The sequence below is a fragment of the Nostoc sp. DSM 114159 genome, from assembly GCF_053470285.1.
The window spans coordinates 8,305,398-8,318,747 of the sequence record NZ_JBPFEH010000001.1 but is presented as its reverse complement, the minus strand read 5'-3'; the positions used below and the strand labels follow the sequence as shown (position 1 = coordinate 8,318,747).

General features: G+C 43.2%; 8 protein-coding genes and 1 tRNA gene. 4 read left to right on the top strand and 5 right to left on the bottom strand.

The window, feature by feature from the left end; all coding sequences use genetic code 11:
* Window positions 1–116 precede the first annotated feature (116 nt).
* Complete coding sequence (locus tag ACR5KR_RS34930) at window positions 117–2,387, top strand: transglycosylase domain-containing protein (protein ID WP_445629700.1); 2,271 nt, start codon at window positions 117–119, stop codon at window positions 2,385–2,387.
* Window positions 2,388–2,720 carry a four helix bundle protein gene (locus ACR5KR_RS34925; protein ID WP_448269993.1) on the top strand — a complete coding sequence of 111 codons (333 nt, stop codon included), beginning with the start codon at window positions 2,388–2,390 and terminating at the stop codon, window positions 2,718–2,720.
* Between the two features lie 127 nt (window positions 2,721–2,847).
* Here ACR5KR_RS34925 and ACR5KR_RS34920 read toward each other — a convergent pair whose 3' ends face one another.
* Together ACR5KR_RS34920 and ACR5KR_RS34915 are read right to left on the bottom strand one after the other, a co-directional pair.
* On the bottom strand, window positions 2,848–4,278 hold the full coding sequence (locus tag ACR5KR_RS34920; protein WP_448269991.1) for a DUF4335 domain-containing protein: 1,431 nt from the start codon (window positions 4,276–4,278) through the stop codon (window positions 2,848–2,850).
* A complete protein-coding gene (locus ACR5KR_RS34915; protein WP_322675299.1) occupies window positions 4,275–4,901 on the bottom strand; it encodes a DUF3038 domain-containing protein in 627 nt (208 codons plus the stop codon). Before ACR5KR_RS34915 ends, ACR5KR_RS34920 begins: the two co-directional genes overlap by 4 nt.
* 466 nt (window positions 4,902–5,367) lie before the next feature.
* Between ACR5KR_RS34915 and ACR5KR_RS34910 the strand changes: the two genes are divergently transcribed.
* Together ACR5KR_RS34910 and ACR5KR_RS34905 are read left to right on the top strand one after the other, a co-directional pair.
* On the top strand, window positions 5,368–5,886 hold the full coding sequence (locus tag ACR5KR_RS34910) for an adenine phosphoribosyltransferase (protein WP_322675300.1): 519 nt from the start codon (window positions 5,368–5,370) through the stop codon (window positions 5,884–5,886).
* 106 nt (window positions 5,887–5,992) lie between these two features.
* Window positions 5,993–7,039, top strand: coding sequence for an ABC transporter permease (locus tag ACR5KR_RS34905; RefSeq protein WP_322675301.1), 1,047 nt, complete (start codon window positions 5,993–5,995; stop codon window positions 7,037–7,039).
* Between the two features lie 382 nt (window positions 7,040–7,421).
* On the opposite strand, the gene ACR5KR_RS34900 is transcribed toward ACR5KR_RS34905, so the two are convergent.
* The 3 genes from ACR5KR_RS34900 to ACR5KR_RS34890 all read right to left on the bottom strand — a co-directional run bounded on the left by ACR5KR_RS34900 (window position 7,422) and on the right by ACR5KR_RS34890 (window position 12,422).
* Window positions 7,422–7,492 (bottom strand) — tRNA-Gly (locus ACR5KR_RS34900).
* A 50-nt stretch (window positions 7,493–7,542) separates the two neighbouring features.
* The gene (locus tag ACR5KR_RS34895) at window positions 7,543–8,823 is read right to left on the bottom strand and encodes a hypothetical protein (protein WP_448269988.1); all 1,281 of its coding nucleotides are present in this window, start codon (window positions 8,821–8,823) and stop codon (window positions 7,543–7,545) included.
* A 68-nt stretch (window positions 8,824–8,891) separates the two neighbouring features.
* Window positions 8,892–12,422: a response regulator gene (locus ACR5KR_RS34890; protein ID WP_448269986.1), complete on the bottom strand. Its 3,531-nt coding sequence runs from the start codon at window positions 12,420–12,422 to the stop codon at window positions 8,892–8,894.
* Between the last annotated feature and the right edge of the window lie 928 nt (window positions 12,423–13,350).

Here is a 13,350-nt window from a genome sequence, read left to right as displayed (position 1 = left end):
AAGTTACGTATAGCTAATTTATGCTTTGGCTTATGAGTAAAATGATGAAAGACTAACATCTAAAATTGATTGTAATTCGCCCGATTCTTCATTAAAAACTGTGATGTGAATAGCCGATGAGTTCTCCCCAACCCCCTCACAAGCCACAAACGTTACTAGGTCAACTGACTCAAGCAGTACATACGATTCAAGCTAGGGTCGATTTTTCAAAATTGGCGCTCAAGCCTAATGCCAAAGTACCAGAACTTTGGGTGCAGGATGCGGGGGCGGATAAAGCAGAGGTATATCCACTGTTGGGCGATCGCTATATTCTCGGTCGTAGCTCGAAATCCAGCGATATCGTTATCCGTAACCCTGTTGTCAGCCAAATTCACCTCTCATTATCGCGGAATTCTACTCAGCGCACACCAGTTTTCACGATCAAAGACGAAAACTCCACCAATGGCATTTATCGTGGGAAACGTCGTGTTAGTTCTCTAGAACTGCGTCACGGCGATATTCTGACTCTGGGACCCCCAGAACTAGCCGCTTCTGTACGGTTGCAATATGTCGATCCACCAGCATGGTATGTCAAAGCTGCAAGTTGGACAGCTTATGGTGTTGGTGGTGTCAGTGCCCTGTTAACGCTGGTGATTGGCGTCGAATGGCTGAAATTTTCAGTCAGACCTCTACCGACAGCGACACGCGCCCCAGTAGTTGTTTACGCCCGTGATGGAGCCACTCCCCTGAGAGAACCTCGGACAATCTCTCATGTAGACATGAAGCGATTAGAGGAATTTGGCCCTTATTTGCCTGCTGCGGTAGTGGCTTCAGAAGATAGTCGTTATTACTGGCACTTTGGGGTTGATCCTCTGGGGATTTTACGAGCTGTGTTGATTAATAGTCGCACCGGGGATGTGCAACAAGGAGCCAGCACTGTTACCCAGCAAGTTGCCCGTAGTTTGTTCCGCGAGTATGTAGGTAGACAAGATACCCTTGGCCGAAAATTGCGGGAGGCAGTTGTCGCCCTAAAACTCGAAACATTTTACAGCAAAGATGATATTTTGCTGATGTATTTAAATCGGGTTTTTTTGGGAGGAGATACCTCTGGCTTTGAGGATGCAGCCCGATATTACTTTGAAAAGCCGGCTAAAGAATTAACTTTGGCAGAAGCAGCAACATTGGTAGGAATTTTACCAGCACCCAACGCCTTCGATTTTTGTGGGGATGGGCCAAATAAGCTAGAAGCAGCTGAATACCGAAATCGCGTAATTAAGCGGTTGCTGGAGATGGGCAAAATTAAAGCAGAGGATGCGAACCGAGCTAGACGTTCCACTGTTCAAATTAGTCCTAAAGTCTGCGAACAGCAAGCGAAAACGATCGCACCTTATTTTTACAGTTACGTCTTCTCTGAACTCGAATCAATTTTGGGTGAGGGAGCTGCAAGAGAGGGAAACTATATCATTGAAACCAAGCTCGATCCAACCATACAGAGACAAGCAGAAGCAGCGTTGAATAATTCGGTGAACAACTCTGGTAGAACTTTTAATTTTTCTCAAGGAGCATTAGTCACTCTTGACTCTAGTACAGGCAGTATCCTGGCAATGGTAGGCGGGACTGATTACAAAAAAAGTCAGTTCAATCGTGCTGTTCAAGCCAAAAGACAGCCAGGTTCCACCTTTAAAATTTTTGCTTACACCGCCGCGATTCAACAGGGAATTCCAGAATCAAAAAGTTATTCTTGCGCCCCTTTAACTTGGCAAGGCTTTACTTATAAACCCTGTCGTGCTGGTGCTGATACTAGTTTAGATATTGCCACCGGACTGGCGCTTTCAGAGAATCCCATCGCCTTGCGAGTTGCCAGAGAAATCGGGCTGGATAAAGTCGTGGCAATGGCACAGCGTTTGGGGATAAAATCAAACCTCGATCCGGTTCCCGGTTTGGTACTGGGTCAAAGCGTAGTCAATGTTTTGGAAATGACTGGTGCTTTTGGCGCTATTGGCAATCGCGGTGTGTCAAATCCTCCCCATGCCATTAACCGAATTTTAGACAGTGGTGATTGCAGCGATCGCAATGATATCAAAACCTGTCGCGTAATCTACTCCTTCGACCAAGATCCAGGTGCCAACAAACGAGTGTTGACAACTAATGTCGCCGATGAAATGACTAGTTTGATGCGCGGTGTAATCGCCAGAGGTACTGGTCGTAGTGCTGCCATTGGATTAGGTGAAGCTGGTAAAACTGGCACGACTGATAAAAACGTTGACTTGTGGTTTATTGGTTTTATCCCCAGTCAGCGACTTGTAACTGGTGTTTGGCTAGGAAACGACAATAATTCCCCGACATCTGGCAGCAGTGCTCAAGCAGCTCAATTATGGGGAAATTATATGCGGAGAATTACACGGTAATTGGGCATTGGGTATGGGGCATTAAGAATTGGGAACTATCGATCGATAAATGATCGATGGACTTTTGTAAGAATATTTGATTTTGAGGACTTAGAAGTTTATCAACTTGCCCAAAAGCTAGCTAATGAAATTTGGCGTATTGCTAAAGGATGGGAAAATTTTACTAAAGATACACTGGGCAAACAAATTGTTCGGTCTGCTGATAGTATTTGTGCGAACATCGCAGAAGGTAGAGGCAGGTACAACGACCAAGATAATCGGCGTTTTGTCAAGATTGCGAGAGGGTCTTTGTATGAAACTATCAGTTGGTTGAGGTTAGCCTACGCCAGATAGTTATTGACAAATGAACAGGCAAGCAGATTAAAACCAATTCTTGATGAACTATTACCCAAGCTCAATGCTTACCTAAAAACCATAGGAAATAGGGAATAGCAACTTAATTCTCTTGCCCTATGCCCAATTACTGATATCCCTTCCAAGGAGTGACTTCAAGCTTACCGTTAGGCTTGAATATCACTTGGAAATGGGCTAGAGGTTCTTTGTTATTGGGAGCAGCTACATTAGAACCATAAATGTCGTTAAACATCTTAGGAAGAGGTGTTTCTCGGAAATAATCAAAGGCGACTTGATTAAGTGGTTCATAGTCAGCAATTACACCATCTTTGTTGACCGCTACCCGATATTTCAAATCTCGCGTAAAGGTGGGAGTGCCACTCCAGTTTTGACGAACTGTATTATAAAGCTTTTGATTTAAACCTTTAGTGATATTAGAGTCAGTAATTTTTGCACCGACTACCTCTGGTGTCTTAGCATATCCTCGCCAAGGGCTAACTTGCAGCACACCATTTGTAGTAAACACTATTCGGAATTGAGCAATTGGTTCATTAGAAATGGGAGCGCGGTTAGCAGGATTATAAAGTAGGTTAGGCAGAGGAGTTTGCCCGACTTCTTGATTGGCCTCTTTATTCACCGCTTTATAACCAACGATCGCTCCATCCGCAGCTACACCCAAACGATAGATCAAATCCTGTTGCAATCCTGAACGCTTAGTCCAAGCTGGATGAACTTGGTTATACACTTGACGATTCAATGCACGCAACTGGGATGGATCGGTAATTTCTGGAACTGTATTTAAAAGTGCTTCTAAATCTTTAACTACTGGCTTTTCATTGGCTGTGGGTAGTGTCGTCTGTGTTGCAGCCTCGATGGGTGTTGCAGCCGCTGATGCTGGAGGATTAAGGTTCTTTGTTGTAGAGCTAGTTTGTTCATCTGGCTTAGGCTGCGGTGGACGAATTGGGGGAGGTGGAATCAAGTTAAATGCGATCGCTGCTACTGCTAAACTTGATACTCCTATAGCCGCAGGAACAGCCTGCTTGATTACAGCCTGACTGGCACCGCCATAGCGTCTAGTAACTGGTTGTAGTTCTAAGGATAATTCTGGTAAAGTCTGAGTATCAGCAAAAAACTGATCCACTGCTTCTACCAAATCAAACAACTGTACCGTATTCAAATCTATTTCAATCGGCGGACGTTTAGAATTATTAGAGCGATCGAACCCCTCTGGAGCATTCTCTGAATGTATGATTAACCTGTGGTGGTTGCCGTCAATTTTTTGAAACTCTACTAGCTCCGATTCCTGGTTGTGTGCTTGCGGATTGGGTACAGTACTCAGAAATTCTTGGGCGTAACCACTAACAGCCCTCACCAAACTTTCAAAAAATTCTCGCCCTCCGGTTAGGGGTTGATTATAACCAGATAAATAGCATTCTGCATTTACCAATATTGATAATTCTGGGCGCATTTCTTGGAACTGTGCAGCCCTAGTGACATCACTTAACCCTTCTAAAAGAAGAGTACAATTAGGTAGACTGTACTTACGTTGAATATTCATTCCACTTCACCGTCAAAAAGACTAATCCAGAACCGCTGCATTCCAGCAGTACCAGTACAAAATAGTAATTGTCCTAACAAATTTATTGCTAGCGCATCTAATTTTTCATCAGAAGTTAATGCTAGTACACCAGAACGTCGAGCATTCATCCGGCTTTTAAAATGCGCTCTAAACCGCTCTAAATAATTAGATAGCCGCAAATTCTGTTCTAATGGAATCTGTTTTTCTTCCATTTGTTGACATATCATTAATAACTGACGGATGACAACAGTTAAACGCCGTGCTATATAGCAAGCAATGACCACCAAAGCTTTTGCTTCCATAATAGTTAAAGGACGGCGTATGTGCGCTCTTCGTAGCGGGTTAGAGCTACGCATCCGCCATAAATTCACCCTGTCTTTAACAATTCCTTTAAGATCCAACTCTTGAGCAAAAGCCAGGATTGCTTCCGAACCACCAAGTTCTAAAGCTTCAATTGCCAGTAAAATCAGGTCAATTTGCAGCCTGGTTCTCCGAGGACACGTTTTGGAAGCGATCGCAGGATCTGGTAAAGTGTCCAGAATCATCGGCAGTGAATCTTGGGTTGGACTGTTGAACGGCGTTAAACTTGCTGAAACATTCATTCTATAAATACCTTGTGCGGTTCCAACAGACTAGATAAAACAAATTTAAGATCGGTAGCCAAGACTTGAGCCTTAGACTTGTGGCAGTAGCATGACTACCTGATATATACATTACTTAACTCTTTCTACTCAAAGTTTTCCCTATATTGAAATCAAAATTTTAAAACATAACTAAATTCACCTCATTTCTTAGTGAAATACCTTTTATAGCTTGGTTTAGATTCTAATTATCGTCAATGAAGAGCGAAGCTTCAGCCTTTATCCCTACTTGACCCCCAGCGTATGACATTATAGTGTACGATTTTTCAGGTATCTGAAATTGGGCATTAAGCACTTGTACTGAGCGACTCGTGCCGAGCAAAGCCGAGGTAAGTCGAAGTATTGGGCATTGGGTATTGCTGATTAATTTTTCTACCTCATTTCCCATGCCCCATTCCCCATTCCCTACTCCTTTATTCCCCATTTTATGGATTTAAAGTCTCTCGTTCGTAACATTCCAGATTTCCCGAAACCCGGAATTTTATTTCGGGATATTACTACGTTACTGCGCGACCCAGAGGGACTGCGCTACACTATTGACTTTTTAGCACAAAAATGCCATGAAGCTGGAATAACAGTTGATTATGTCATTGGTATGGAGTCGAGAGGATTCATTTTTGGTTCGCCTCTGGCTTATAAATTAGGAGCTGGTTTTATTCCCATCCGCAAAAAAGGGAAGTTACCAGCAGCCGTTCACTCAATTGAATATCAACTAGAGTATGGTACAGATTGCCTAGAAGTGCATCAAGACGCTTTACACCAAGGTAGCCGAGTTTTGATTGTCGACGACTTGATTGCCACAGGTGGAACTGCGAGTGCCACAGCTAAATTGGTGCAGAAAATTGGCTGCGAACTAGTAGGATTTGGGTTTATTATCGAGCTACGGGATTTACAAGGGCGTACACATTTACCGGACGTGCCGATTATCTCTTTAATTGAATATTAGTCATTAATCATTGGTCATGAGTCATTAGTCAGTAGAAAAACAACAGACAAATGATGAAGGACAAAGGACAAATGACAAATGACAAAAGACAAAGGACAAATGACAAATGACATCTACGAAAATTTCCTTGGAGACAGGTCGGGATTGGCTAATCAGGCTAGTCACGAGCGAAACTTTTGTTTATGTGGCAAAGCGACTATTGCAGGCACTGCTAACCTTGTTGTTGGCGTCAGCGTTGTCGTTTTTCATCATTCAACTCGCTCCCGGTGATTATGTAGATACGCTGCGGCAAAATCCGAAGATATCTCCTGAAAGAATTGAGGAAATCAAACGGCAATTTGGTCTAGATAAGTCTTGGCCAGAGCAATTTGGGCTGTGGCTATGGCGAATCTTGACCAAAGGAGATTTTGGCACGAGTTTTATTTATCAACGTTCAGTGGCATCGCTGTTGTGGGAACGAGTACCAGCGACTTTGCTATTAGCGATCGCATCTTTAATTGTCACATGGGCGATCGCCATCCCTCTAGGGATCTTTGCCGCTGTCAAACAAAATAGGCCAGCAGACCGGATTTTACAAGTGATTAGTTACGCAGGACAAGGCTTTCCTAGTTTCATCACTGCCTTAGCGCTGCTGGTTTTAGCCCAAATCACCTCACCATTTTTTCCAGTGGGTAGCATGACTAGCATCAATCACTCAGAACTGTCGTGGTTTGGCAGAATCTTAGATATCGGGTGGCACATGATTTTACCCACCATCGCACTCTCAATTACTAGTTTTGCGGGTTTGCAACGCATCACTCGCGGCGAATTATTAGATGTCCTGCGTCAAGATTACATCCAAACGGCTCGTGCCAAAGGTTTACCAGAAAACCGCGTCATCTATGTTCATGCACTCCGCAACGCTATAAATCCCTTAATTACTTTATTAGGTTTTGAATTAGCTGGTTTATTAAATGGTGCCTTCATCGCCGAATTTTTCTTCAACTGGCCTGGTTTAGGGAGATTGGCTTTACAGGCTTTACAAGCTCAAGATTTATATTTATTAATGGCAAGCTTGGTTATGGGCGCAGTACTTCTGATTGTTGGCAATTTAATCGCCGACTTGATGCTCAAAGCAGCCGATCCACGCATTCGCCTAGAAAATCTTAATTAACGTGAGTTCGACAAGCCCTTTTTTGACCTCTCCCAACCCCTCTTGGACACGGAGAGGGAAGCCAAAACCCTAATTTCTCTTTGCTCCTCCCTTTCCCCGTGGGAGAGGGAGGTTGGGAGGGAGAGGTACATCGAACTCACGTTTAATTAGCAGCAATTATAAAATTCAAAAAATCAAAACTTATTGGGCGTTTTCCAAAATCCTGCCAACTATAAAACAACAAAGAAATAGCCAGAGTGCGGATGTTGTTCAAGAAAGTGTTGCTTATTCCTCATCCTAGAATTTGGCTACTCTCAGTTTCAAGCTATTTCTGTACGCTGCAAAAAATTGTGAATTGCTGTTTAACTAATTATTTTACTAAGATTTAGACTTAGGTTTTCTAAGCGGGCGGCGGGAATCGAACCCGCATTAATAGCTTGGAAGGCTATAGTTTTACCACTAAACTACGCCCGCAATTTTCCAACTCTATAAACTTAACACAGCTTTTGCCAAAATTCAAGTATTTAGTTGGAATTGGCGGGTTGCATTTTGATCCTGACATACAAATTGCTCAATTCTGGTTTTGTGCCATCGTTATTGTGGGCAGCAAGAAAGTTTTCTGTTTTGAAAACTTCCCTCAATACTTGCTCGTATGTACTTTTTTCACTTTGCAGTTTTGCTGGTTCTATTTCTAGAACTACAGCCTGTTGAAAGTTGCCATTCTGATCGATTATCAAGCTAGCCAAAAGTTGTGCTGGTTCGAGTTTTGAATTCTGGATAAGAAAACTTGGGTCTAATTGTTTTGTGTTGCTTCCCTTGTATAAAGCGATAACATCGGGTAAAGCATCTTGTCGGAATCCTTTTGATTGTATCAAGCTAATCACTTCATCTCTAGATAAGGGAGCTACTATTGCTACCGATGCTCCTCCAGTCGAAGTTGCGGGAGTTTCTCTAGTTGAAGTCGCTGGAGTTTCCCTAGTCGAAGTTGCGGGAGTTTCTCTAGTTGAAGTCGCTGGAGTTTCTCTAGTCGAAGTTGCTGGAGTTTCTCTAGTCGAAGTCGCTGGAGTTTCTCTAGTCGAAGTTGCTGGAGTTTCTCTATTTTCAGGTTCTAAAACTGGTCGATTTGATGGAATACCTGTTGGTAGTTGCGTTCCCTTTCCCAGTTTAATTTCTTGACGACGCTTCCAAGGTAAATTACCGATTGGAACTGTAGGTGTCGGCGTGGCTTTAGCTATAGGTTTCGGTGTGGCTTTAGGTGTAGGTTTTGGTGTCGGTGTTGGTGTGGCCTTAGCTATAGGTTTCGGTGTGGCTTTAGGTGTAGGTTTCGGTGTCGATGTGGCTTTAGCTATAGGTTTCGGTGTTGGCGTGGGGACTATCTGCTGTCTAGAAGGTTCGCTATTAGGTTGAGAGGCGTAAATTCGGCTCTTTTTCTGGAAATTTTCAGGAGGATTTATTGCGCCAATCTCTTCATTTTTAGGCGTAGTTCGTGCTGTTTGTGATGAACGTGCTGGTACAGACTTTTGAGTAGAGGATAGTGGCTTTGACGAAACTATTTTGGCTGTTGATTTTGATTTGATTATTGATTTTGTTTTAGGAGCAATTTCTATCAATTCGATGGGAACAGCAGATTGATTTTGCTGGGGAAACCACAGACTAAATGCATTAGATGAGCGCATCAGCCAGAACACCAGCAAGTGCAGAGAGACTGAACTGACAACGACAAAAATCCACAAACCTGGTGGATCGGTGTGTCGTCTCCAGACCTTGGCTGGAATTGGAGTTTTGTCTGCAACCGATGGTGTCATATTATATAAACTGGATATGATTATGCACTTTTACTCATTGGTAATGCTTTAAAATACCAGTCTAAATTTTAGCGATTAACCATTACCTCTGGTGAAACAGCAAAAGTCAAAACTGTTTCATCTACTCCTTTAAGTTCTAGCGGACTCCCTTTAGTAATTTCTCCTTCCTGCAAATAATCTGCTACGGCAGCAGAAACTAGAATCGTACCGGGAATAGCGGCAGCTTGCAACCTTGCGGCAATATTGACACTTGGGCCAATAGCAGTATAATCGGCGCGTTCAGCGCTACCAAACATCCCCACAACAGCAGTACCTTGGTGAATACCACACCGGAACTGTACGCTATTAAGTTTGTCGCTATCGAATACACCTTGCTCTCGCCAGCGCTGGTTCAAGTCAGCTAGTGAGTGGTGCATTGCTCTTGCTGTATTAATGGCACGACGCACTTGTTCGTTAGGGGTTAGTTCTTCCGGCGCTCCATATAAAGCTAAAATAGCATCTCCCATAAATTTATCTACAGTGCCGCCATTGCTAAAGACAACTTTGGTCATTGCTTCTAAATATTCATTTAGCAGCTCTGCAACTCGTCGGGATCTGAGAGTATTTGCTAGCTGTGTAAAACCCACAATGTCGCTAAACAAAACTGTAATTAAGCGTGGTTCTGGGCGCAAATCTAACGTTAAATCTCCGGTTGCGGCTTTTTGCACCAATACAGCAGGCAAAAAGCGCTTTAGCACCGATTCTGTTAGATAAGTATTTAACTCCACAATTCGCCGTTCATTTTCTTTCAACGCTAAAAGATTGCGAACTTCCGCCAAAAGTTCCCGATCGTTGAATGGTTTTGCTAAATAAGCGTCCGCGCCATGTTCTGTACCTTCGATGCGGGTTTCTTCATCTACTTTTGCTGTCAGCAGAATGATTGGTGTTCCTTTCAACGTCTCCTCATTGCGGATCATCTGAATCATCTCAAGTCCGCTCACTAACGGCATCATTAAGTCAGTCACAATCAAGCTGGGTAGAATTTCCTTCGCTCTACTGTGCCCTTCATGACCGTTACGAGCTGTCTGTACATGATAGCCATTACGGCGGAAAATTTCAGATACATAGGTTCGCAAATCGGGGTTGTCATCTACAACTAAAATTGAGTGCTGAGTCTCATGTGCTGAGTCTTGAGTATCAACACTGGGAGAGAGGTTTATTGTAATATCTTCAATATTGTCTGTTGTTGACTCTACTAGTTCTAAATCAGCTAATTCTACGCTAGCGCGGTTTGTATTCAGTTCGGTAGGCGTTTCTAGTACTTGCTGTGCAGGTAAATGAGCATTTCCAGTCACCAGCCATAAACTAAAAGTAGTACCTTCACCATAAACTGATTCTACAGTGACTTGACCGCCATGTAATTCTACTAATTCTTTAACTAAAGCTAAACCCAAACCACTGCCTTCATAGGAGCGGTTTGCTGAACCTTCAGCTTGGCGAAAGCGCTCAAATAGGTGGGGAATTTGTTCTTTAACAATACCAATTCCAGTATCCTGCACTTGTAATATGCAGCGATCGCGCTCAGATTTTAGCCTGACACCGATCGTGCCACCTTCGGGAGTAAACTTCATGGCATTTGACAAGAGATTGTAAACCACCTTGTCAAATTTTTCCATGTCCAAGTACACTGTCGAACATTCATCTAACTGGGTGACGAGATGCAGTCTCTTTTTCTCACAGTAGGGACGAAAAGATTCCACTATTTGGCTGACAAATTCCACTAAATCGCAGGGATGGAAGCTAGGCTGCATTCTCCCCGCATTCAGGCGTTGTAAATCCAAGAGTTGATTTACCAGTCGCAGGAGGCGGCGGGAGTTACGCAGGGCGATCGCACTTTGAGAGTAAGATAATCCCTCACCAGCCGCTACTGCCGACTCTAAAGGCCCTTGAATCAAGGTAATCGGTGTGCGGAACTCATGGGAAATATTTTGAAAAAATTCAGTTTTTTGTTTGTCTAATTCCAGTAAGCGTTCAGCTTGTTGGCGAGTTTTTTGATACAAGTGTGACTGCTGCACAGCGATCGCGGCTTGTGCTGCCACTGCTTTCGCCAAATCGATATCAGATGGCAACCATTGGCGTACTTTTTTACCTTCGTGCAAAGTAATACTACCGATACATTTACCATCAGCCAATAATGGCACAAACATTAGCGATCGCGCTGGCATTTTTAAAGGTAAATCAAAACCCCGCATATCTAAAAGAGAATGGCTTACATTACCAATTACCACAGGTTCATGTGTCTGTAGCATTTGTTGGAGGATGGGATTTTCCTGAATCGATGCTTGAGAATAGGGTAATCGCTGGTTTGATAAGTGATGATTGCTACTTGAATTATTATCTGGGGCTGACGCTCTTAAATTTTCTAGATATTGAAAACTATCATACAAACCCACACATTCAACAAACTTATCTTCCTCTGTCCACAAAGACAAGACGCACCCATCAACTTGTAAAGCTTGTCCCAATTGTTGGGTAATAGCCGCAAAAATATCTTGAGGATCTAAGCTAGAGCGAATCGCGCTAGTAATTGTATTAATCAAGCTCTCTCGCTTGGCAAGGGCACGTACTTGTTCGTAAGCATAAGCTTGAGACAAAGCCAAGGCTGCCTGATCTGCTACCATCAAAACTAACTGCACCTCATCATCGCTCCAGAAGCGAGGAACAGAACACTGGTGCAGTGCTAGTACTGCCATCAGTTCTTGTTGGCAGATCAATGGCACAACTAAACTAGAACAAATGTTAGCAGCAGCAAAAGCTTGCGCCCGCAGACGCAGTTCGGGAGTGTTACCGTGAATGCGCTCATCATCAATCACATCGTGAATCACTTGAACTTCGCGGGTTTCCCACACTGTCTGAGCTAAAAGAGGGAGAGGAGTTGCAGAGGATATAGCGGGTAGAGGGGAAAGACTTACTGCCACTTCTTTTTTGCTCTCCTGCACCTCTGTCTCTTCAGAAAGAGGCTTCTGATAAATAAACCCTTTATCCGCCAACTGCTCATCTTGGAAGGGACGTAGCAGACAAACATCCACCTCCAACATGTGACCCACTGTGTCTACAATTGCTTGCAAAATTTGTCTGTAGTCTAAAGCACTGCGAATCGTATTGGTAACAGTATTCAGCAGCGATTCTTGACGGAGTGTGCGGGTAAGTTCGCGGGTTCTAGCTTTGAGGACATTGTGGGTATCCAAAGCTTGGCGTACCACTGCTTTGAGTTCCTCCGCCTCCCACGGTTTAGTGACATACTTAAATACCTTACCAGCGTTAATTGCTTCCACCAAGTCTTCGACATCGGTGTAGCCAGTTAAAATTATCCGAATAATATCTGGATATTGAGTTGCTGTCAGGCTCAAAAATTCTGTACCGCTCATCATTGGCATCCGCTGATCGGAGATGATCACCGCGATCTCTCCTTCTTGAGCCAGCAGATCGAGGGCCGCAGGGCCAGAGGTTGCCCTTAGCACCTTATAATCACGATAAAAAGTGCGGTAAAGCAAGTCAAGGTTGTCTGGTTCATCATCGACAACCAAAATTTTAGGCTTACTGTTTGCTTGGGATTTCATGCACCGCTTTCCTGCTGCAACGGCAGTCGGATAAAGAATAATCTGATCAGGTAAGGATTTTTCTGAGTCAGGTAAGAGCAGAGCATTTCGACCAATAGGGCTGTTTGGCTACATGACTGCTGAGTGTGGGAGCGTTTACTCACAGTAATTCGTCTCAATTGCTTGTGCCGATTACCGTTTGGGTTGGTGCAGGGTAATTGCTTTCATTGTCAGTTTTAGTGTTATAGAGTCGACGCTTGCTTGCCAAATCTTTTTTCACCTCCTGTGAGCAATGTCTGATAATACATACAGCGCTCATAGCCAGCAGAAAAATCCAGATAAAGCTGCATATTAAGTTTTCCCTCCACAGTTGTTGTAATAACACTTGCAGGTAAATTTTATTTATGGTAGTCATGGTAGAGTCAGCAAAATTAAAACAATAAGATTTAAAGCCAAAGTATACTATTAGACAAATACCTCTTTCTAATTTAGCAATCAGAACTATCATTAAGACAAGTGGTAGTGGTTGGGGAGTTAGAGATTAGGGATTAGGGAACCTTACAGATTCTTGTCACAGTAACTGTACAGCTTACTTCTAGGACTTAGTAGTAAAGTAGTATCAGTGTGCGGTAACTGCAAAAAACAAGTTCAGTACTGTAACCAAGGGTAGTTTGAAACCAGAGTTTGCCAATAGTGTACTTACTTAACAATTTTGGAGATGCTGCTTACAGATAAGTTATGCTATTCCTCTGCCCACTCGCTGAAAGCTCTATCACTTTAGAGATGTTTTTGTGGTAATCAGTTTGAGATTCTGCTTACCTAAAAGAAGGTATGCAATGAATATACTGAGTTTAAATAGATTTATGAAGTTGTAACTCCTAAGCTCGACTTCATCCAAAATTAAGAACTCGGTTTTCTTTATCCGGCAAAAATCCTGGCTTTTTGGCAA

What these genes read in the sequence shown, in the direction of transcription:
- ACR5KR_RS34930 (WP_445629700.1), top strand. Translation starts at nt 117, where the DNA reads ATGAGTTCTCCCCAACCCCCTCACAAGCCACAAACGTTACTAGGTCAA.
- ACR5KR_RS34920 (WP_448269991.1), bottom strand. Translation starts at nt 4,278, where the DNA reads ATGAATATTCAACGTAAGTACAGTCTACCTAATTGTACTCTTCTTTTA.
- ACR5KR_RS34915 (WP_322675299.1), bottom strand. Translation starts at nt 4,901, where the DNA reads ATGAATGTTTCAGCAAGTTTAACGCCGTTCAACAGTCCAACCCAAGAT.
- ACR5KR_RS34910 (WP_322675300.1), top strand. Translation starts at nt 5,368, where the DNA reads ATGGATTTAAAGTCTCTCGTTCGTAACATTCCAGATTTCCCGAAACCC.
- ACR5KR_RS34905 (WP_322675301.1), top strand. Translation starts at nt 5,993, where the DNA reads ATGACATCTACGAAAATTTCCTTGGAGACAGGTCGGGATTGGCTAATC.
- ACR5KR_RS34895 (WP_448269988.1), bottom strand. Translation starts at nt 8,823, where the DNA reads ATGACACCATCGGTTGCAGACAAAACTCCAATTCCAGCCAAGGTCTGG.
- ACR5KR_RS34890 (WP_448269986.1), bottom strand. Translation starts at nt 12,422, where the DNA reads ATGAAATCCCAAGCAAACAGTAAGCCTAAAATTTTGGTTGTCGATGAT.